Here is a 20,621-nt window from a genome sequence, read left to right as displayed (position 1 = left end):
CTTCACCGGCGTGCTGCGGCGCGAGGGTATCGCCATCAGCATGGACGGCCGCGGCGCCTGGCGCGACAATGTCGTGGTCGAGCGGCTGTGGCGCTCGGTGAAGTACGAGGAAGTCTACCTGCACGCCTACGCATGCGTCAGCGAAGCGCGCAGTTCGATCGGCCGATACCTGGGCTTCTACAACGCCCGGAGACCTCACTCGAGCCCCGGCGGACGTACGCCCGATCAAACCTACTTTGACAATCTGCCACAGGCCGTGGCAGCGTGAATTGGCCGCGACTTGCGGGGCGTCACTCCGGCCGGGCTACGCCCGACCTCCATGACGCCCCGCAGGCGCCAGCTTGAACAACCAAACCGCAGACGATCCACTTATCAAACGTCAAAGGCTGTTCAGACAAACCGAGCCACTTCTCTCGTTCGGCCAGCCGTTGCATGCGATTATTTGTCGGCTGGCCAAAAAGAAGGGGGCGAACCTTGCGGTCGCCCCCTTTCCTCGTGTGCCGTTATCGGGCTGGTCTGTCGATCAGAACGCCTTCTTGAGCGTCACGAACCACTGGCGCGGCGCGCCGACCATGAAGTACTGCCAGTCGCCCGGGGCGTAGCTGGCCTGGTATCCGCCCGACTGGCCGATGGTGGAGACGTACTTCTCGTCGGTCACGTTGGTGACGTTGAGCTGGATCTCGGTGCCATCGAGCGCGTCGTTGGTGTTGAAGCGATAACCCATGGTCAGGTCGACCAGCGCGCGGCCCTTGAACGCGAGGTCGTTCTCGTAGGTTGCGTAGCGCTTGGACTGGTAGTTGACGTGGGCGCGGCCGATGAAGGTGCCATCGTCGTACGAGATTTCACCGTTGATCAGGTGCTCGGGCTGGTCGACGACCGACTTGCCGCCCGAAGCCGCGACCAGTTCGCCCGCGCCATTCAGCACGTCGTCGTCATACGACGCATCGGTATAGGCATAGGCGCCGTAGATCGAGAGGGCGGGGGTGATGCGGTACTGGCCGGTGACCTCGACGCCGTTGGTCGTGACCGAGCCGACGTTGTTAAGGACCGAGGGGCAGCTCTCGATCGCCGAGCAGGGCGAGACCGAGAAGAGGCGGTTGTTGAACTTCACGTGGTAACCCACGACCGAGGCTTCGAGGTCGCCCAGGTGGAAGCGCAGGCCGCCTTCGAAGGTCTTGGACGTCTCGGGCTTGAGGCCCTGCTCACGGATCGCGGCGAACTGCTCGGGCGAAGTCACGAACGGGGTCGTGGTGAAGGCGCGCATGTTCTCGGCGTAGCTGCCGAACAGCTCGACTTCGTAGATCGGGCGGAAGTTCACGCCGACCTGCGGCAGGAACATGTCCTTGGCCGTGAGCGAGCCTTGCGTGGCCCAGCTGGCGCTGGTGCGCGAGGGGTCGTTGCTGGCGTCGATGTCGACCTGGATGCCCTTCCAGCCGCCCGAGACCTTGAGGCTGTCGGTCAGCTCCCAGGTGTCCTGCACGTAGTACTGGTAGGTGTTGATGTCGAACTTGTAGAAGTAGTCGTACGCAAACGGGTTCTTGGGGAACTCGTGGTGCGAGATGCTCGAGGTCGGGGCATCGTCGAGGCCAAAGTAGTCACGCGCGGTGTCGTAGTCGTTGACCTCGTACCAGCCGCCCACTTCGATCTGGTTGCCGCGGAACAGGTCGTACGACAGGCTGCCGGTGACGCCCATGCGGTTGATGAAGTACTCGGTGCCACGCACCGAGAGGCTCGAGCCGCCGGGGGTCGGGACATAGGGCGTCCACCAGGTGCCGATACCACGGTTGTTGTGGTAGTACGGCGAGACGCGCACGTGCAGTTCGTCGGTGAGGTCGTAGTCGACGCTCATGCCGATCAGCAGGTCCTTGCGCAGGCCATACCCGTCGTAATAGGCATCATCGCCCGTCAGCGTGCCGTAGCCTGCATAGTCGTCGGTGTAGACGCCGTTCTGCAGGTTGGTGGCGATGTCCTGCGCGGTCTCGAAATCGTAGCGCAGGTAATCCCAGTCATAGCCGTGACGGTCGAGGATGTCGGGCGTCAGGTCGGCGTAGTCGGCGTCGGCCATCTCGGAGTAGTTGGCGAAGATCTTGAGCTCGCCGCGGTCGCCCATCGGCGCGACAAGCTTGGAGTTGATCTGCCACAGCTCCTGCGAGCCTTTGCCCTTCCACTTGGGCGTGTCCGAGTAGGTGCCCGTAACGTAGGCGCGCACGCCGCCGCCAAGGTCGCCGGTCTCGAAGCGGGCGAACAGGCGCCAGGCGTCGTTGCTGCCGAAGGTGGCCGCGGTGGTGAGGCCCATGTCGTAGCTGGGATCGAGGCTTTCAAAGGCGATCGTGCCGCCCAGGTTCGAGCTCGAGGCCGTCGAGAGCGCGCCCGCACCCTGCGACAGCTCGGTCATGCCGATGTTGTCCGAGGTGATCGCGCGGCTGATGTGGAGGCCATTGAAGTTGGAATAGCTCATGTCGCCCAGCGGCACGCCGTCGAGCGTGAAGCCCAGCTGGTTCTGCGTGAAGCCGCGCACCGAGATGCGGGTCGTCCACTCGTTGGTGCCGAGCGGGGATGCTGACTGGAAGTTGACGCTGGGCAGCTTGCTGAGCACGGCGAGCGGGCTGGTGCCGGGCGTGGCGACAGCGATGTCCTCGGCGGTGAGGCCCTGGACCTGGCGGGTCTGGCCGGTGCCGATGACGACGATTTCGTTGCGGGGCGAACCGGCGGCGGCGGGCGCGGCGGCGGAGGTGGCGGCATCGGTGGCGGGGCTTGCGTCGCTGGCGGCGTCCGCAGCGTCGTTGGCCGCCAGGGCCGGGGTCGCCAGCACGGATGACAGCGCCAGCAGGCTGGCGTTCAGAAAGGCATTTGAGCGCATCGTATCCCTCATGCGTTGCGGCAGAATTGCCGTTTTCAAGAGCGCGCGTGTCAAACGCGCAAGGCGCGGTACCGGGGCCTGGTGGGCGCGAGAGGCGCAGGGGCTGCGCGGCGCGAGGAGGCCCGTCCGGTTCCGCTCGGGTGGTGCCCGGAGGCGTCGCTTGCGCAACCCGGGGGCTCGGTGGGAGCTGACGCGCTCATAGCGCTCGCGAGAGATTGTTCAACCGTTCAATTTTCATAAATGCAGATTGATAAGGCATCTTGCGGCTTAAATGGCACACTCATCCCGCTGTCCGGGAAGGTTCCAGTGATTGTGACATTTTTTTGAATGTTTGTTCAGTTGCAAAAGACTGTTCGGTTACCGGATAGACTGGGGCGCTGTTCAACCTGGATGCGAGTCGAAACGGCGCGCGCAGACCAAAAAGGCCCCGCGCGTGTGCGCGAGGCCTCTGTTGGGTCAGGGCAGGATGACGCCCGGGCCGGGCGGCTGTCGCTCAATCGGCCTTGGCGGGGCTCCGGGGCTTGGCCTTGGCGTTGTGCATCCAGAAGGGATCGTCGGGCAGGCGGTGGATCGGTCCGTAGACCTGCTCCAGCAGGACCGCGAGAGCGGGGTCGCGCGCGGCCATCTCGGCATCGGTGCGCACCAGCGTGTCGCCCATCTGTGCAGGGAAGTTGCTGTTGAACCAGAACTGCGTGCCCTCGGCCCAGTACTCGTCGATGGTGTTCTCCATGTACTGGTCCTTCCAGGTGCCGCGCTGGCGCGCGTTGGCATAGGCGGCGTGGATCAGCGCATCAAAGGCCGGGCCGATTTCGAGGAGGGCCTGGTACATCGCGTGCGAGAACTCGTGGACGAGGATCGTCTCGCCGAAATAGCGCGTGCCGGGCACGGCCTGGATGTTCTCTTCGGCGCCACTGGTGAGGAGGCCTCCCATGCCGCGCGCGCGCTTGGCCCAGTATTCATAGGGCGTGAGCGGTGCGATTTCGGTGTCGTAGTTCTCCCGCTCAAAAGGAGTGAGCACGATGTCGTCGCGCGCGGGCTTGTCCCAGTCGCGCTGCTCGGGAAGGTCCATGGTCGTCTCGTCCTCGGCCATGATCGCGATGCGAAAGCCCTGGCGCACCAGTTCGCGGGCGATCTCGGGCCGGTGGGCGAGCATGGCGTGGACCATGTTGCGCGCCTTGACGAGGGTGCCCGGCTTTACCTTGGAGGAACTGGTGATCCACAGGCCATCGGTCTCGATGGCCTGGGTGTAAAAGGGATCGAGCGCGAGGTCGGCGGGCGGGGCGACGATGTCCGCTGCGCTGGCCGTCGCAGCGCCCGCAAGCGCCGCGCCGCCCACGATCGGCAGGGTCAGGGCAAGGACGCTCAGCACGCGGCGGTGGAACGAGGAAAGGCGCAAGGTCGATATCTTCCAGGTTTGGAGCGGCCGCCCACAAAGGGGACGGCGCCGGTGGCGGGAGCGGGCGCACACCGGCGCCGTGCGGTTCAGGCGAAGGGGCGCTCGAGCGCGGGCTGGGGCTCTGTAAACCAGGCCGCGCCGGTCTCGGTGACGTGGAAATGGTCTTCCAGCCGCACGCCGAAGCGCTCGGGGTGGACGATCATCGGCTCGTTGGAAAAGCACATGCCCGGTTGCAGAGGCGTGGTGTCGCCGCGCACGAGGTAGGCAGGCTCGTGGATGGCAAGACCGATGCCATGGCCGGTGCGGTGCGGCAGGCCGGGCAGGGCATAGTCGGGGCCAAGGCCGGCCTTGGCAATGACATCGCGCGCGGCCTTGTCGACCTCCTCGCAGGGTACGCCGGGGCGTACGGCGGCAAAGGCGGCGGCCTGCGCGGCCTTTTCCAGTTCCCAGGTCTCGGCCTCGAGCGCGCTCACCTTGCCAAAGGCGTAGGTGCGGGTGATGTCGGAGTGGTAGCCCTCGACGCGGCAGCCGGTGTCGATGAGGACGAGCTGGTTCTCCTCCAGCTCCTGGTCATAGGGCAGGCCGTGCGGGTAGGCGGTGGCGTGGCCGAACTGCACCGCGCAGAAGTACGATCCCGAGGTGCCGAGCGTGCGGTGCGCATCGTCGATGAAGCGGATCACCTCGCTCGCCCGAATGCCCGGCGCCAGGATGCGCGCGGCGGCTTTGTGGACCTCCAGCGTCATCGTCTTGGCCTGCTGCAGAAGCGCCAGTTCCTGCGGCGACTTGATCATGCGGCCGCCATCGATGATCGCACCTGCATCGATCGTGAAGCCGACCAGTTCCATGAAACGGCGGGCATGGCCAAAGGAGAGCAGCGGGTCGAGCGCAAGGCAGGTCGCAGGCCCATGCGCGCGGCATTCCAGGGCGACCGCGTCCTCTTCCTCTTCCCACAGGACGTACTCGGCCTCGATCTGGAGTTCGGCGTCGAGCGAGCCGCGCTCGAACACCGGGCAGATCATGCGCGGGGTGCCGGTGCGGGGGATGACGAGAGCGACGAGCCGCTCGGTCGGCGACCAGGCAACGCCGGTGAAGTAACGCATCGACGGGCCGACATTGACGACCATCGCGTCCGCGCCGGCGTCGATCATGCGCGTGCGGGCCGCCTCGATGCGCGCGGCGTATTCCGCGCGCGTGATCTTCGGGGCCCATTCGCTCCAGCGGCCCAACCGGGCCAGTTCGGTCTCGCGGTTGGATCCGCCAATCATCGTCGTCATCGTCCTGTCCATCTGCAGCTGGGGGAAGGGGGGGAGCCCTTCTCCTGTCATGGTCCGGGGCGGTCGGCAATGTCGGGAGGGACCCGACCGCCCCGGATGGCGCGCGGCGCTCAGCGCGGGCGGAGCGTCACGACCTTGGGTCCGCTGCCAAGGTCGAAGGCATGGGCGCCGCGCTCGAGCGAGCCGGTGTCGCTGGCGTAGGGCCTGCCGTCCTTCGTGGTGGTCTCGAAGAGCAGGCGCGCGCGCGGGGTCATGGCGCTTGCCGGGTCGAGCGTCAGGCGCACCTCGCCGGTCTTCGTGTCGTAGTCGGCCGAGGCAATCTTGCCCGCCTCCAGCGTGATCCACAGGCCCGCAGGCGCGACGAAGAGGCGGCGTCGCGCGCCGTCCTGGGGGACGACATGGATGGTGTCGCCCCGGGTTTCCAGCTTGCCCCCCAGGCCCAGCCAGCCGAACTCGGGGTGATCGACAAGGTAGGTCGCGGCGGTGATGGCGTGGCCGTAGAAGCCCATGCCATAGTCGCCGGTGATCGCGTCCCACTGCATCATGTCGGGATAGGAGTGGAACGCGGCCGAGCCGAAGCCTTCCTGGTCGATGTTGGTGATGCCGCCCATCATGCCGCCGTAAGCGACGCGCAGGAGGTGGAAGTCCTTGGGGTTCTTGCGGTAGGCGGTGAACAGCGGCACCGCGTTGAGCGCCGAGCCGTAGTGGTGGATCTGGCGCTCGATGCGGCTGACCTTGCCCCCATAAAGGAAGTCCCAGTAGCGGCGCGCGTTGCCGTTGTAGCCCCAGCTCGGGATCGTCGGGTCATAGCCCAGGATGACCTCGCGGGTGGCCTCGGCCTGCGGCTGGTAGCCGAAGTGGTCCATCCAGGCGTAGACTTCGGGCTGGCCAGTGGAATCCCAGGCCATCTCCGAGCCGAACGGGTACTTGAGCGAGCGCCAGTGGTCCGCGCGCTCGGTCATCAGCCGCTTCATGTTGGCCGCTTCCTCACTCATGCCCTCGCGCTCGAGGTCCTTGAGGATGTCGAGGAATACATCGCCCTCCATGAGGCCAAAGCGTGCGTAATAGGGAGCATCGCGCATCATCGCGACAGTCGTGACGTAGGCCCACTTGAGGTAGAACTTCCAGTCGTGGCGCGTGACCAGCCCCTCGGTATCGCGGGCCAGTCGGTAGAGCACCCAGTGCCCGATCGCGACGTGGGGGTAGTTGTAGGTACGGCCCAGGTCGTTGGAGTGCTCCTTGTTCCACGCCGTCCAGCTCGACCAATCGATCTGGGGATCGTAGTAGCCGGGGAACTCCTCGGGCTCGTAGTAGAAGATGCTCTTCTTGACCCCGCCCTTGTGCTCACCCTCGTCAAGCTGGAGCGTGCCGAGCACGGTCTCGTCGACCAGGCGCTCAATGCGGGCGACTTCTTCGGGATCGGGGTTGTCGAGCTGCTTGATGGCGGCCGCGACCCACGAGCCTGCGCCGCCTTCATCGCTCATGCCCGCAACCCACACGCGCCCGTCCTGGGTGAGGATCTTGTTCTCCTCGCGGTCGTAGGAAAGGATTGCGGGGGTGCGGTGGAAGGGATCGCCTTTGCCCTCGAACCACTGCTGGTGGGTGGTGAAGTGGCCGATATCGGCCGTGACCTGCTCCAGCGGCTTGGTGATATAGTAGCTCACCGTCTGCTTCTGGCCATCGGCATAGGTCAGCGTCAGGCGCGCGCGGCCCCAGCCGCTGGCCTTGACCTGATAGCGTGCCCAGCCTTCGCCGCTACTCTCTTCACTCAGCGACAGGGCGCCTTCGGGGAAGCTCTCGATCCCCGTGACCTTGCTCGGCGCCTTGAGAAACAGGCTGGCGCTCTGGTCGGTGGGCAGGACGTAGCCGGGAATGCCGACCGCGACGGGGCGCTTGTGGGCGACCAGCGTGTCTTCAATCGCGCGGATGCTGGGCGAGGTCGCGAACTTCACGCCAAAGCTGCGACGCTCTCCCGGCTGGAGCGTGATGCTGGTGGGCTCGTTCCACTGGCGCCCGGCCTTGGCCCATTCCTTCTCGGCGAAGCCCTTGCTGGCTACCGTCCAGTCGTAGAAGCCTTCGAACACCTGGCTGCGCGGGGTGTTGTCGGTGAAGTTGTCGTCCTTCTTGGCCCAGGCCTTCTGGAAGATCGGCTTGTAGGCTTCGAGTGGGGTGCCCTTTTCCGGAAGGACGAGCAGGGCCGGACCCTCGCCCGAAAGGCGGGTCACCTGCAGGTAGCCGGCATCGCGCCCGATATAGGGATCGACGAAGCTGGCCTCCTGGTGCGCGGCGTCGAGGTCGCGGTCGAGGATGATGTTGTCGAAGACCATCGGCATGCCCAGGACGCCGATCTCGACCGCCTCGGCGCTGGTGTTCTCGAGCGTGAAGCGCATCGCCAGGACGCCGTCCTCGTTGAGCCAGCGGCGCTCGACCTTGAGCGGGATGCCATCGCCCATCGAATTGGTGATGTCGGCGGCGGCGAGCACGCCCTTGCCGCCGCGCAGCGCGGTGATCTGCTTGCGAAAGCTGGAGGAATTGTGGTCCTGCCAGGCCCCGCCGCCGGTGCGCAGGCGCAGGTGCAGGTCACCGATATGGACATAACCGTTGGCCGCGCGCTCGGCCTCGCGCCCGGCGGGCACGAAGTCGAAGCCGCTCACGCCCTTGGGTGCGAGGCTGGCCAGCGTCTGGGTGTCCGCGCGCAGCGCCAGGTTGAAGTCCTGCGTCGTCATCTCGGTCTTGATGATCGGCGCGTAGACCTTCTTGGGCTTCTCGTCCTGGGCCTGGACGGGGGCGACAGGAAGCACGGTGGGGGCCGCCGTGGCGATGGCCAGGGCAAGCAGCGGGAGGGGGCGCAGTACGCGGTTCATGTCAGGTCCTCATTTGCGGCCGATGCCAGCCAGGCTCGGGTCTCTTGGGCTTGGGATGACGGTTGCAGCGAGGGGCGTCAAGAAAAATATACGATATATAATCGGAGTAAATGTGGAGAGGTGATGCGGGGATCTGGTCTCTGCGTGTGCGACCGGCTCCTTTATTTTCGCGGGGTTGGAGCGCACTTGGGAGGGATCCCGCAGGGGATTGACTCGGCGATCACTCAGGCTATCAATAACGTATACGATATTCGATAGGAGTGTTTCGGGATGAAAGCCAGTCGGCGCCAATGGATGTCTGGGGTTGCCGCGCTTGCGCTGTGCGGGGTGGCGCCGCGCGGGTTCGCTGCGGTTGTGAAGCCGGTCATGCCCCTGCGGGCGACGCCCCTTCCCCTCAATGACGTGCGCCTCACCGCGTCCGACTGGGCGACCGCGGTCGAGGTCAACGAGGGCTACCTGCTCTCGCTCAGCCCGGACCGCTTCCTGCACAATTTCCGCAAGTACGCCGGGCTTGAGCCCAAGGCCGAGATCTACGGCGGATGGGAATCGGACACGATCGCCGGGCACACGCTGGGTCACTACATGACCGCGCTGGTCCTCACCTGGCAGCAGCGCGGCACCGCTGAATGCCGCCGCCGCGCCGACTACATCGTTGAGGAGTTGGCCGATTGCCAGGCCGCGCGCGGCAACGGCTACATCGGCGCGCTGGGGCGCAAGACCAAGGACGGCGAGATCGTCGATGGCATCACCGTCTTTGACGAGGTGCGCGAGGGCATCATCAAGTCGGGCGGGTTCGACCTCAATGGCTCGTGGTCGCCGCTCTACACGGTGCACAAGATGTTCGCCGGCCTGCTCGACATCCATGCAGCCTGGGGCAACGACAAGGCGCTCAATGTCCTGATTGGGCTTGCCGCGTACTTTGCGGACATGTTCGACGCGCTCGACGAGGCGCAGATGCAGGAGCTTCTGGGCTGCGAATACGGCGGCCTCAACGAAAGCTACGCCGAGCTCTATGCGCGCACCGGCAATCCGCGCTGGATGCAGATCGCCAAGCGCATCTACGACAAGCGCGTGCTCGACCCGCTCGTCGCACAGGAAGACAAGCTGGCGAACTTCCACGCCAACACGCAGGTCCCCAAGCTGATCGGCCTGGCCCGCATCCACGAGCTGACCGGCGAACAGGCGCCTGCCACCGCCGCGCGCTTCTTCTGGGATACCGTCACGCAGCATCACAGCTACGTGATCGGCGGTAATGCGGACCGGGAATACTTCTCTGAGCCCGACACCATCGCCCAGCACCTGACCGAGTCCACCTGCGAGCACTGCAACACCTACAACATGCTCAAGCTGACCCGGCAGCTCTATTCCTGGCAGCCCGAGGCGGCGCTGTTCGACTATTACGAGCGCGCGCACCTCAACCACGTGCTCTCGGCGCAGAACCCGCACAACGCGGGCTTCACCTACATGACGCCGATGATGAGCGGGGCCGAGCGCGGCTATTCGCAGCCGGGCGAGGAAGGCTTCTGGTGCTGCGTGGGCTCGGGGATGGAGAGCCACGCCAAGCACGGCGATTCGATCTACTGGCAGGGCGAGGACACGCTCTTCGTAAACCTGTTCATCGCCTCGCGCGCGGTCTGGAAGGAAAAGGGCGTCGCCCTCAATCTCGCGACCGATTACCCCTTCGAGGGCGACGTGCGCCTGACGCTCGAGACGGTGAAGTCCTCGCGCTTTGCCCTCGCGCTGCGCATTCCGGGCTGGAGCCAGGGCGCGGTGGCGCTGCGTATCAATGGCGAAGTGGCGCAGGTCACGCCGGTGAACGGCTATGTGCGCATCGATCGGCGCTGGAAGGCGGGCGACGTGATCGACTATTCGCTGCCGCTCGACCTGCGCCTCGAATCCGCGCCCGGTGCGCCTGAGGTGGTCTCGGTCCTGCGCGGGCCGATGGTCATGGCGGCCGATCTGGGGCCGGTCGAGATGGAGTGGAAGGACGTCGAGCCCGCAATGGTCGGCGAGAACCCGCTCGAGGCCTTCTATCCCATCGTCTCGGACCGCCCGCGCTATGTCACGCGCGGCATCGTACGCCCGGGCGACCGCAACTTCGTGCCGTTCTACAGCCAGTACGAGCGCCGCAGCGCGGTCTACTTCAAGCGATTCACCGAAGGGCAGTGGAAGCAGGAAGAGGCCGCCTATCTTGCTGAACAGGCCCGCCAGAAGGACATTGCGGCGCGCTCGATCGACGTCATGCACCTGGGCGAAATGCAGCCCGAGCGTGACCACAACCTGATCTCGGAAAATTCCTGGCCCGCCGCCTATCGCGGGCGCAACGGGCGCGATGCGCGCTCGGGTGGCTTCTTCGAATTCTCGATGAAGGTGAAGCCGGGACCGCTTCTGCTCCAGGCGACGTATTGGGGTAGCGAGCGTGGCCGTGCCTTCGATATCCTCGTTGACGGGGTGAAGGTGGCAACGCAGGTTCTGGGCGAAGACCGTCCCGGCAAGTTCTTCGATGTCGAGTACCCGCTCCCGCAGGCACTGACGAAGGACAAGGACAGCGTGCGCGTGCGCTTCGTGCCGCACGAGCGCAACACCGCAGGGCCGGTCTTCGGGGTTCGCCTCTTCACCGCCAAGCCCGGCACCGCGACGTAACCGCAGCCTGCAGGCTGCCACGAACAAGGCCCGCATCCTTTCCATGACCGATACCGTAGACCTGACCCTCGAGGAGGCCGATGCCCTGGCGCGCGACGTGCTGGAGGCCTGGGGCCTGGCGCCCGATCACGCCGCCGCCGTCGCCGCGACAATGGTGGCGGGTGAGCGCGACGGGTGTACCTCGCACGGCCTCTACCGCCTGCTGGTGGCGGCCGCTTCGGTGGAGAAGGGCGTGGTCACGCCCGACGCCGAGCCTGAGGTGAGCGAGCCTGCCCCGGCGCTGGTGCGGGTGGACGGGAAGGGGGGCTTTGCCCAGCTCCCCTTCGCGCGGGGTCTGCCGCTGCTGGTGGAAAAGGCGCGGGCCAAGGGCGTGGCCGCGATGGCGCTCAACAACGTCGTCCACTTTGCCGCGCTCTGGCCCGAGGTCGAGGCGCTGGCGCGCGAGGGGCTGGTGGCGTTCGCCTTCACCCCCAACCACGCCTGGGTCGCTCCGGCGGGCGGCACCCAGCCGGTCTTTGGAACCAACCCCATCGCGTTCGCCTGGCCCCGGCCCGGGCGTGAGCCCTTCGTCTTCGATTTTGCCACCACCGTCATCGCGCGCGGCGACATCGAACTGCACCGGCGTGCGGGCAAGCCTGTGCCCGCCGATTGGGGTTATGACGCCGAGGGGCGCGAGACGACCGACGCCAAGGCCGTCCTCGACGGGGCGATGCGCACCTTCGGCGGGCACAAGGGCTCGGCGCTGGCGGCCATGGTGGAACTGATCGCGGGGCCGCTCATCGGCGACATGACCAGCGCGCAATCGCTCGCGAGCGATGCCGGGCGCGGGGGCTCGCCCTTGGGCGGCGAACTTCTCATCGCGATCGATCCGGCGGGCTTCCTCGGCGACCGTGTCGAGGAATACCTGGCGCACGGCGAGACCATGTTCGCGGCAATCGAAGGGCAGGGTGCGCGCCTCCCGGGGGCCCGGCGCATCGCCGCGCGCCGCGAAACCATGGAGAGGGGCCTTCGTATCCCGGCCGCCTTCCACGCTGAACTTCTCGACCTCCTGCAAAAAGGCAAGACCCATGCAACGACCGGCCCTGCGCGCGCTGCTTCTGGTGGCAACGACACTGGCAATGGCGCCGCTGCCGACTGAGGCCGCTGTGCCCGCCGAAGCCGGGCAGGAAAGTGCATCGGCTGCCGACGCGGCGTTCGAAGCGCTTTATACAAGCGAATGGGAGTGGCGCCGCTCCTTGTGGGGGCCGGACGAGGACAACCCGCAGGATACCCCGGCGCTGCCCGATGTCGGGGCCAAGGCGCAGGCGCAAAAGCTGGCGCGCTGGAGCAAGGTCCAGGCGAAGCTCTCCGCCATCGACACCGCCGCGCTTTCGCGTGAGAACCGGATCAATTATGCGGTCTACGCCAATCAGATCGACGCGCTGCTGACCGCGCAGCAGTACCGCGACTATGAAAAGCCCTTTAACGCCGACACCAGTTTCTGGGGCAGCCTTGCCAGCCGCGTGCGCGAACCTGTGAAGGATGAGCCGGGCGCGCGCGCGATGCTGAATATGCTGAGCGACATCCCGCGCTACTACGACCAGCAGATCGTCAACATGCGCGCCGGGATTGCGCGGGGCTTCACCGCGCCGCGCGTCACGCTGGCGGGGCGTGATGACGGCATCGCACAGGTGATCGCGGCAGGGGCGAGCGAAGAGAACGTCTTCTTCACCCCCTTTGCCGATCTGCCCGACACGATTCCCCAAGCCACCCGCACCCAGATCGAGGCGGAAGCGCTGCGCGTGCTCCGTGCCGACGTGATCCCTGCGCATGGCAAGCTGCTCGCCTTCCTGCGCAATGAGTACGCGCCTGCCGCGCGCACCACGATTGGCGCGGACAAACTGCCTGACGGGCGCGCCTACTACCTCTCCAAGATCCGCGAGTTCACGACGCTGGAGAGGACCCCCGAGGAGATCCACCAGCTTGGCCTCTCCGAGATGGCCCGGATCCGTGCGCGCATGGATGATGTCATGCGCAAGGTCGGCTTCGAGGGCACGCTGGGCGAATTCTTCGAGCACCTGCGCACCGATCCGCAATTCTATCCCAAGACCCCCGAGGAGCTCCTCCATCGCGCGGCCTGGATCGCGAAGAGCTTTGACGGCAAGGCCTCGCAGTTCTTCGGGCGCCTGCCGCGCAGCCGCTTTGCGATCAAGCCGGTGCCCGATGATATCGCGCCCTTCTACACCGGCGGGCGCGGTGGTCCCGGTATCTATCTCGTCAATACCTACGACCTGCCCTCACGCCCGTTCTATTCGCAGGTCGCCCTGACCCTGCACGAAAGCGCGCCGGGCCATGCCTTCCAGATGCCGCTCGCGGCCGAGAACACCGCGCTTCCCGCCTTCCGGCGCGACACGTACCTCTCGGCCTATGGCGAGGGCTGGGCGCTCTACTGCGAGGCGCTGGGCGAGGACATGGACATGTACGAGACGCCCTACGACCTGTTCGGGATGCTGAGCTACCAGGCCTGGCGCGCCTCGCGGCTGGTGGTCGACACCGGCATCCACGCCAAGGGCTGGACCCGCGAACAGGCGCAGGACTACCTGCGCAAAAACACCGCGCTTTCCAACCACGAGATCGAGACCGAGGTCGACCGCTATATCTCCTGGCCCGGGCAGGCGCTCAGCTATTACATGGGTGAACTGGCCTTCCTTGAAGCACGCGCCAAGGCGAAGGAGGCGCTGGGCGAGAAGTTCAACATCCGCGCATTCCACGATGCCGTGCTGGAGATCGGCTCGGTGCCGCTTCCGCTCATCGACGCGCGCGTCGACCAGCTCATCGCCGACGGCGGTGTGGGCCCCTATCCCGACGAGGAATGACACCATGATACGTACCGCTCTTGTGGGCGCGCTCCTGTCGAGCGCGCTGGCGCTGCCGGCCTGCGCACAGCAGGCACCCGTCCGCGCGCCGACCACCGCCACCGTGCCTGCGCCGCGCGAACTGCATGTTCCTGGCAACCCGATCCTGGCGGACGGCGACTACTATTCGACCGACCCGGCCCCGTTCGTGGCCGAGGATGCGCTGTGGATCCTCGCCGGACGCGACATGGCCGAGCCCGAGGTCAACGACTTCATCATGCCCGAATGGCAATTGCTGACCACGAAGGACCCAGCCTCGGGCGACTGGACGCATTACCCGGCCATCGCGCGGCCTCATGCGGTGTTCGACTGGGCCGAGGAAGGGCGCGCCTACGCCGGCCAGATCGTGCCCGGAGCAGATGGGCGCTACTACTTCTATGCGCCGGTCCTGGAGAAGGATTCCGACGCGAAGGACCGCTTCGCGATCGGCGTCGCCGTGGCCGACAGCCCGACCGGCCCCTGGCGCGACGCGCACCCCGAAGGGCCGATCATCTCGCAGCGCGTGCCGGTGGCCAACAACATCCAGAACATCGACCCCACCGTCCTCATCGACGACGATGGCAAGGTGTACCTCTACTGGGGCACGTTCGGGCAGGTGCGCGGGATCGAGCTGGAACAGGACATGGTCCACACCAAGGGGCCCGAGCGCGAGATCACGGGGCTTACCGGCTTCTTTGAGGCGCCTTGGATCCTGAAGCGCAAGGGTACGTATTACATGCTCTACGCGGGCAACCGGGCAGGCCCCGATTCCGACTGCACACCGGCGGTCTACCACGCCTGCATCGGCTATGGCTCGGCGCCTTCGCCCTTCGGGCCCTGGACCTATCGTGGCGTGGTGCTGAGGCCCGTCTCCTCCACCACCTCGCACCCGGGTGCGGTCAAGTTCAAGGACCAGTGGTATCTCGCCTACCACACCGCCGATGCGCAAGGGGGGGGGCACTTCCGCCGCTCGGTCGCGCTGGACCCGATGGAGTGGGACGACAGTGTCAGCCCGGCGCGCATCCGCGAGGTCGTGCCCACCCGCCGCGAAGGCCCCGCGCCTGTGCCCACGCGTAACGTGGCGGCCGCCGCGACGCCAGGAGCCTCGAACACGCCCGTTCCGGTCCAGTACTGGATTGCCGCGCTCAACGACGGGATGGCCAGGGCCAACCCGCTGCCGCCCGAGATGTGGGGCAGCTGGCGTCCGGACAATCCGCCCAGCCAGTGGATTTCCTATGCCTGGGACACGCCGGTGACTTTGAACGGCGCGCGCCTGTGGTTCTGGAACGACCAGCCCGCCGGTGCGTCCGTGGGCGTTGCACCGCCTAAAAGCTGGCACCTCGAATACTGGGACGCGGCGAGCAAGGGCTGGGCGCCGGTCAAGGCCGAGGGGCCCTACGGCACGCAGCCGGGCCGTTTCCAGGAGGTCGCCTTTGCGCCCGTCACCACGCGGTGCCTGCGCGCGGTCCTGCAGGCCTCGGGCGAGGGTTCCGAACACGCAGGCCTTGCCGTGCAGGAGTTCGAGGCACTCGCGCCCAAGGCCGCGCTGCCACGTCCGCGTGCGGCGGACGCCCCGGCGCCGGAGCCCTGCGGCTGATCCTATTTGCCGGACAAAATTTTGCCTGAAGGTAGCATGAAGATGGCGGGGCTGGACACACCGGTTCCGCCATTTTTCTGAAAATCAAGGATATCTACGGGGCATGAGACATGCCGGAGCGTGTTTCTCAAGCATGACAAATCCCTTGACTCATACCAAATATTATAGTTCGTATACGATATATAGGGGTAACAGGAATACTCCGGTGAAGGGGAATGAAAATGAGGTTCAGGGGATTTCTGCAAGTAACGAGCGCAATGACGCTGGTTGCCATGGCGTCGGTGCCGATGGTCGCGCAGGCGGCCGCAGCCGATGTCACCGAGGGCGCGACCAGCCTGGAAGGCGATGATCCGATCATCGTCAACGGCGTGCGCGGGGCGGTCGAGGAGGCCACCGACAAGAAGCGCAACTCCAAGCAGATTGTCGACTCGGTTGTCGCCGAGGACGTGGGCAAGCTGCCCGACAACAACGTTGTTGAAGCGCTTGCCCGCGTGACCGGCGTCCAGATCGACCGCGCGCGGGGGCAGGGGCAGAGCGTCACCATTCGCGGTCTTTCCGAGATTCAGACCACGGTCAACGGCAACCAGACCAATCTGGGTGACGGGCGCTCGCTCAACCTCGCGGACATCCCGGCTGAACTCCTGAAGCAGGTCGACGTCTACAAGACCCGCAGTGCCGACCAGGTCGAAGGCGGCATCGCGGGCACCGTCAACGTCGAGCTGCGCCGTCCTTTCGACCTCGAGGATGGATGGACCATCGCGGGCAGCGTGCGCGGGTCCTACGACGACATTTCCGAGAAGGTCAGCCCCTACGGCTCGTTGCTGCTGGCCAATCGTTTTGATACCGGCATCGGCGAAATCGGCTTCCTCGTGAACGCCTCGTGGACCCGCACGATCTACCGCGAGAACTACATCGAGAGCGAATCGCCCTTCGAGCGTGAACTGCCCGATGGCTCCATGGGGGTCATCCCCTACCGTGCGTACTACGGGCTGGAGAACGGCAACACTAAACGCCCCTCCATTAACGGCGTGCTGCAGTGGAAGCCCACCGACAACCTCGAGTTCGTCTTCGAGGGCGGCTACATGGGCTCGCGAGAACAGCGTTCGGTTGAGCGTCTCTACGTGCAGGACATGCAGGTCCAGGACCTGAGCAACGTCGTGCTGATGGACGATGGGCGCACCGTCGCCTCGGCCACGGTAAGCAACGAGAACGGCCTGCCCGCGGGCATCGACACGCAGTACAACTCGTTCCACTCCAATCTCTACACCACCAACTTCGAGGCCAACTGGCACTCCGACCGGGTTACCCTGCACGGCAGCGTCCAGTACAACTGGTCGAATGAAGGCAACTACTTCGTCGAGACGATCCTGCGGCCCGAGAACCTGACGTCGGCCAACGTCGACTTCAATTCGGACATCTACAGCCGCGGCGCGCCCTCGATTGCCTTCAACAACGTGGACCTGACCGATCCTTCGCAGTACGTCGTTGACCGCTTCCAGGACAACCGCGGCGGTTCGAACAACAAGGAATTCGCCGCCCAGGCCGACATGACGATCGAGCTGGGTGACAACGGTTTTCTGCGCACGCTGCAGGTCGGTGGCCGCTTCAACCAGCGCAAGGTGGATCGTTACTACGGCTACCGCGACGGCTTCCCGCGCGTCGATGGCACCTTCGCGCCCTTCGAAACCTTCCCGGGCTTTGGCGATGCCTCGATGATCGGACCCGACATCGGCGGTTCGACCATGGAGTGGTACCGCATTCCGGGCGCGATCACCCGCGCCAACGTCGCCGAGATCCGCGAGTACATTCAGCAGTACGATCCGGGCAACGCGCAGCGCTTCTCCAGCCTCTACCCGCCGAGCGATCAGGGCCAGACCTTCAAATCGAACGAGAAGAACTTCGCGGCCTACGCGCAGGTCAACTATGGCTTCGAGCTCGCGGGCATTCCCATCGACGGCCTCGCTGGTGCGCGCTTCACCAACACCTGGGGCACGTCCACCAGCTACAACTACCGTCCCGGCAACGAGGACAATGGCTGGCTCGACATCGTCCAGGTCTCGCCGGGCAAGGGCAACTACGCCGCGATCCTGCCGACCGCGACTGCAATCCTGCACTTCGACCCACAGGTCCAGCTGCGCCTGTCGTACAGCACCAATGTGTTCCGTCCCAGCTTCTACAATTCGCGTCCCTTCTATTTCGCCGAGACGCGCGCCTCACCGCCAATCGTCTTCGCCGGAAACCCCTCGCTCAAGCAGCAGCGCGAGCAGTCGTTCAACGCGAGTGCGGAATACTACTTCGGGCGTGGCGGGCAGATCTCGCTGGCGGGCTACTACAAGAAGGCGTCAAACTTCCTGTACTATGACCGCAACAATGCGGATGCGACCGAGATGCTCAACTACGGCATCGACCTTGACGATTTCGATTCCGATTTCGGCTACGTCGAGATGCAGCGCAATGCGGGCGATGGCACGTTCATCGGCCTGGAAGGCACAGTGCAGACCTTCTTCGACTTTGCCCCGGGCATCCTGCGCAACTTTGGTGTGAGCCTCAATGCCAGCCACATCTTCAAGGCGCGCATCGAGTATCCCTACCCTGAGGATTTCCCGGGTGCCTTCGATTCGCCCAACACCTCGAAGTGGACTGCGAACGCCGCGCTGTTCTACGACACCCCGCAGTTCAGCGCGCGCGTGGCCTACAACTACCGTTCGTCCTACCGCATGGGGATCTGGAACCAGAATCCGGAATATTCGCCCTATCAGGACGCGACCGAGCGTCTGGACGCGGCGATCAATTACACCCCTGTGAAGTTCATGACCCTCTCGGTCGAGGCGTCGAACATCCTGGGTAACGATGTGTACCGCTACCACGGTAACCAGGCGCTGCTGCCGCTGGGCGTGCGCACGCTTGCCCGCACCATCCAGTCCAGCGTGCGCTTCCGTTTCTGATGCGCGCACTGGCCTAGCACCGAACCATAGGAGGGGCCGCACCGGTTGAAAGGTGCGGCCCCTTTTTTGTCCGGGTCGGGCTTTCGCATGTGCAAAAGACTCGTTGCCAAGGTAGAAGTAATATAGTATACGATATTTCAACTAACCTAACCGACCCCTGAGGAACAGTTTTCATGTCAATTGATTGGAAGGGCGTTTTCCCGGCCGTTACCACGCAGGTGCGCGAGGATCTGTCGATCGACGTCGCCGATACGCAGCGCGTCGTGGACGATCTCATTCGCGACGGCGTGACGGGCGTCATCGCCCTTGGCACGGTGGGCGAGAACAACTCGCTGGAATTCGACGAAAAGGTCGAGATCCTGACCGGTATCGTCGAGTCCGTGAATGGACGCGTTCCCGTCATTACCGGCGTTTCGGAATACGACGTGCGCCGCGCCTCGCGCTGGGCCCAGCAGGCCGAGAAGATCGGTGCGGACGGCCTCATGCTGCTGCCGCCCATGGTCTACGTACCCCAGCCGCACGAGCTGGTCGCCCACTTCAAGGGCGTTGCCGACAACACCGGCCTGCCGATCATGCTCTACAACAACCCGCCGGCCTACCGCACGCAGATCACCGCCGAGGTGCTCGAAGCGCTGGTCGATGTGCGGAATATCGTTGCGGTCAAGGAATCGGCTCCTGACAGCCGCCGCTTCACCGACGTGAAGAACGCCTGCGGCGATCGTTTCGTGCTCTTCGCCGGGCTCGACGATGTGGCGCTCGAAGGTTTGTACCTGGGCGCGCAGGGCTGGGTCTCGGGCCTTACCAACGCCTTCCCGCGCGAATCGGTGGAACTGGTCAATGCCTTCCAGCGCGGCGACCACGCCAAGGCGCTGGAGATCTACCGCTGGTTCATGCCGCTCCTGCACCTCGATGCCGAGCATGACCTCGTCCAGTCGATCAAGCTGGCCGAGCAGGTCATGGGCCGTGGTTCGGAGCGTGTTCTGCCCCCGCGCCAGCCGCTGGTCGGTGCGCGCCGCGCCGAGGTGATCGCGATGGTCGAGAAGGCGGCCGCGACGCGGCCCGTGCTCGCCGATCCCCTCGTCGCCTGATACAGGAACCTCGATGCGACACACGTTCTTCTGCATCGATGGTCACACAGCCGGGAACCCCGTTCGCCTTGTCGCGGGCGGGGCTCCGCTGTTGAAAGGGGCCACGATGTCCGAGCGCCGCCAGGATTTCCTGGAGCGCTTTGACTGGATCCGCACCGGGCTGTGCTTCGAGCCGCGCGGCCACGACATGATGTCCGGCGGTTTCCTCTATCCGCCGACCGATCCCGCCAACGACATCGGCATTCTCTTCATCGAGACCTCGGGCTGCCTGCCGATGTGCGGGCACGGGACCATCGGCATCATCACCTTTGGGCTCGAGCATGGCCTGATCCAGCCCGCAACGCCGGGGAGCCTGCGTGTGGAGGTCCCCGCGGGCCTCATCGAGATCGCCTACAACGTCGAGGGCGCGAAGGTCACGTCGGTGCGCATTACCAATGTGCCGTCCTATGTCGCCGCGCGCGGTATCGAGATCGACGTGGAAGGGCTCGGCCCGCTCACCGTCGATGTCTCTTACGGAGGCAATTACTATGCCATCGTCGAGCCACAGGGCGCCTATACGGGCCTTGAGGCGATGAGCGCGAGCGAGATCCTCACCCTCTCGCCGCGCGTGCGCGAGGCCGTGTGCGCCAAGTTCGAGCCGGTCCATCCGCTCGACCCGACGATCCGCGGCATCAGCCATGTGCTGTGGACCGACGTTCCGCGCGGCGAAGGCGCGGACGGGCGCAACGCGGTGTTCTACGGCGACAAGGCCATCGACCGCAGCCCCTGCGGGACGGGCACGTCCTCGCGGCTTGCCCACCTGGTCGGGCAGGGCAAGCTCAAGGTCGTGGACCGCTTTGTCCATGAAAGCTACATCGGCAGCCAGTTCATCGGACGCGTCGAGAAGGAGGTGATGCTGGGCGACACGCCGGCCATCGTGCCCTCGATCGAAGGCTCGGCCATAGCCACCGGGTTCAACACCATCTGGATCGACCGCGAGGACAGGTTCTGGGACGGTTTCCAGGTCACCTGATCCGAGTACGGCGGGGGCGGGGGATGACCTCGCCCCCGCCTGGCGTTTGTAGAGCGGGCCCGGCTGGCG

At 65.5% G+C, this 20,621-nt stretch carries 12 protein-coding genes; 8 read left to right on the top strand and 4 right to left on the bottom strand.

The window, feature by feature from the left end; genetic code table 11:
- Positions 1–268: integrase core domain-containing protein (locus tag FMM79_RS04105; RefSeq protein ID WP_148625005.1), on the top strand; the 268-nt coding region annotated here is incomplete at its 5' end.
- Between the two features lie 255 nt (positions 269–523).
- On the opposite strand, the gene FMM79_RS04100 is transcribed toward FMM79_RS04105, so the two are convergent.
- The 4 genes from FMM79_RS04100 to FMM79_RS04085 all read right to left on the bottom strand — a co-directional run bounded on the left by FMM79_RS04100 (position 524) and on the right by FMM79_RS04085 (position 8,394).
- Complete coding sequence (locus FMM79_RS04100) at positions 524–2,860, bottom strand: TonB-dependent receptor (RefSeq protein ID WP_162528439.1); 2,337 nt, start codon at positions 2,858–2,860, stop codon at positions 524–526.
- Between the two features lie 493 nt (positions 2,861–3,353).
- Positions 3,354–4,256, bottom strand: coding sequence for a glycoside hydrolase (locus tag FMM79_RS04095; protein WP_205466467.1), 903 nt, complete (start codon positions 4,254–4,256; stop codon positions 3,354–3,356).
- Positions 4,257–4,342: 86 nt separating this feature from the next.
- Complete coding sequence (locus tag FMM79_RS04090; RefSeq protein WP_148626287.1) at positions 4,343–5,530, bottom strand: Xaa-Pro peptidase family protein; 1,188 nt, start codon at positions 5,528–5,530, stop codon at positions 4,343–4,345.
- 110 nt (positions 5,531–5,640) lie between these two features.
- On the bottom strand, positions 5,641–8,394 hold the full coding sequence (locus FMM79_RS04085; RefSeq protein ID WP_148626286.1) for a DUF5695 domain-containing protein: 2,754 nt from the start codon (positions 8,392–8,394) through the stop codon (positions 5,641–5,643).
- A gap of 270 nt (positions 8,395–8,664) precedes the next feature.
- Here FMM79_RS04085 and FMM79_RS04080 point away from each other — a divergent pair, with 270 nt between their 5' ends.
- The 7 genes from FMM79_RS04080 to FMM79_RS04050 all read left to right on the top strand — a co-directional run bounded on the left by FMM79_RS04080 (position 8,665) and on the right by FMM79_RS04050 (position 20,552).
- Positions 8,665–11,037: a glycoside hydrolase family 127 protein gene (locus FMM79_RS04080; RefSeq protein ID WP_205466465.1), complete on the top strand. Its 2,373-nt coding sequence runs from the start codon at positions 8,665–8,667 to the stop codon at positions 11,035–11,037.
- 43 nt (positions 11,038–11,080) lie between these two features.
- Entirely contained in the window at positions 11,081–12,175 is a 1,095-nt protein-coding gene (locus FMM79_RS04075) for an Ldh family oxidoreductase (RefSeq protein WP_148626285.1), read from the top strand.
- Positions 12,105–13,892: a DUF885 family protein gene (locus tag FMM79_RS04070; protein WP_205466463.1), complete on the top strand. Its 1,788-nt coding sequence runs from the start codon at positions 12,105–12,107 to the stop codon at positions 13,890–13,892. Before FMM79_RS04075 ends, FMM79_RS04070 begins: the two co-directional genes overlap by 71 nt.
- Positions 13,893–13,896: 4 nt before the next feature.
- Positions 13,897–15,507, top strand: coding sequence for a family 43 glycosylhydrolase (locus tag FMM79_RS04065; protein ID WP_148626284.1), 1,611 nt, complete (start codon positions 13,897–13,899; stop codon positions 15,505–15,507).
- Between the two features lie 257 nt (positions 15,508–15,764).
- A complete protein-coding gene (locus tag FMM79_RS04060) occupies positions 15,765–18,452 on the top strand; it encodes a TonB-dependent receptor (RefSeq protein ID WP_162528438.1) in 2,688 nt (895 codons plus the stop codon).
- A gap of 173 nt (positions 18,453–18,625) precedes the next feature.
- Positions 18,626–19,540 carry a dihydrodipicolinate synthase family protein gene (locus tag FMM79_RS04055; RefSeq protein ID WP_148626282.1) on the top strand — a complete coding sequence of 305 codons (915 nt, stop codon included), beginning with the start codon at positions 18,626–18,628 and terminating at the stop codon, positions 19,538–19,540.
- Positions 19,541–19,553: 13 nt separating this feature from the next.
- A complete protein-coding gene (locus FMM79_RS04050; RefSeq protein ID WP_148626281.1) occupies positions 19,554–20,552 on the top strand; it encodes a 4-hydroxyproline epimerase in 999 nt (332 codons plus the stop codon).
- Positions 20,553–20,621 lie beyond the last annotated feature (69 nt).

The organism is Novosphingobium sp. BW1 (genome assembly GCF_008107685.1).
In the GTDB taxonomy this organism is placed as follows: Bacteria; Pseudomonadota; Alphaproteobacteria; order Sphingomonadales; family Sphingomonadaceae; genus Novosphingobium.
This window is presented reverse-complemented; position numbering and strand designations above follow the sequence as displayed.

Excerpts from the sequence above, each read along its gene's own strand:
- FMM79_RS04100 (WP_162528439.1), bottom strand. The coding sequence starts at position 2,860 with ATGCGCTCAAATGCCTTTCTGAACGCCAGCCTGCTGGCGCTGTCATCC.
- FMM79_RS04090 (WP_148626287.1), bottom strand. The coding sequence starts at position 5,530 with ATGACGACGATGATTGGCGGATCCAACCGCGAGACCGAACTGGCCCGG.
- FMM79_RS04085 (WP_148626286.1), bottom strand. The coding sequence starts at position 8,394 with ATGAACCGCGTACTGCGCCCCCTCCCGCTGCTTGCCCTGGCCATCGCC.
- FMM79_RS04080 (WP_205466465.1), top strand. The coding sequence starts at position 8,665 with ATGAAAGCCAGTCGGCGCCAATGGATGTCTGGGGTTGCCGCGCTTGCG.
- FMM79_RS04075 (WP_148626285.1), top strand. The coding sequence starts at position 11,081 with ATGACCGATACCGTAGACCTGACCCTCGAGGAGGCCGATGCCCTGGCG.
- FMM79_RS04070 (WP_205466463.1), top strand. The coding sequence starts at position 12,105 with ATGCAACGACCGGCCCTGCGCGCGCTGCTTCTGGTGGCAACGACACTG.
- FMM79_RS04065 (WP_148626284.1), top strand. The coding sequence starts at position 13,897 with ATGATACGTACCGCTCTTGTGGGCGCGCTCCTGTCGAGCGCGCTGGCG.
- FMM79_RS04060 (WP_162528438.1), top strand. The coding sequence starts at position 15,765 with ATGACGCTGGTTGCCATGGCGTCGGTGCCGATGGTCGCGCAGGCGGCC.
- FMM79_RS04055 (WP_148626282.1), top strand. The coding sequence starts at position 18,626 with ATGTCAATTGATTGGAAGGGCGTTTTCCCGGCCGTTACCACGCAGGTG.
- FMM79_RS04050 (WP_148626281.1), top strand. The coding sequence starts at position 19,554 with ATGCGACACACGTTCTTCTGCATCGATGGTCACACAGCCGGGAACCCC.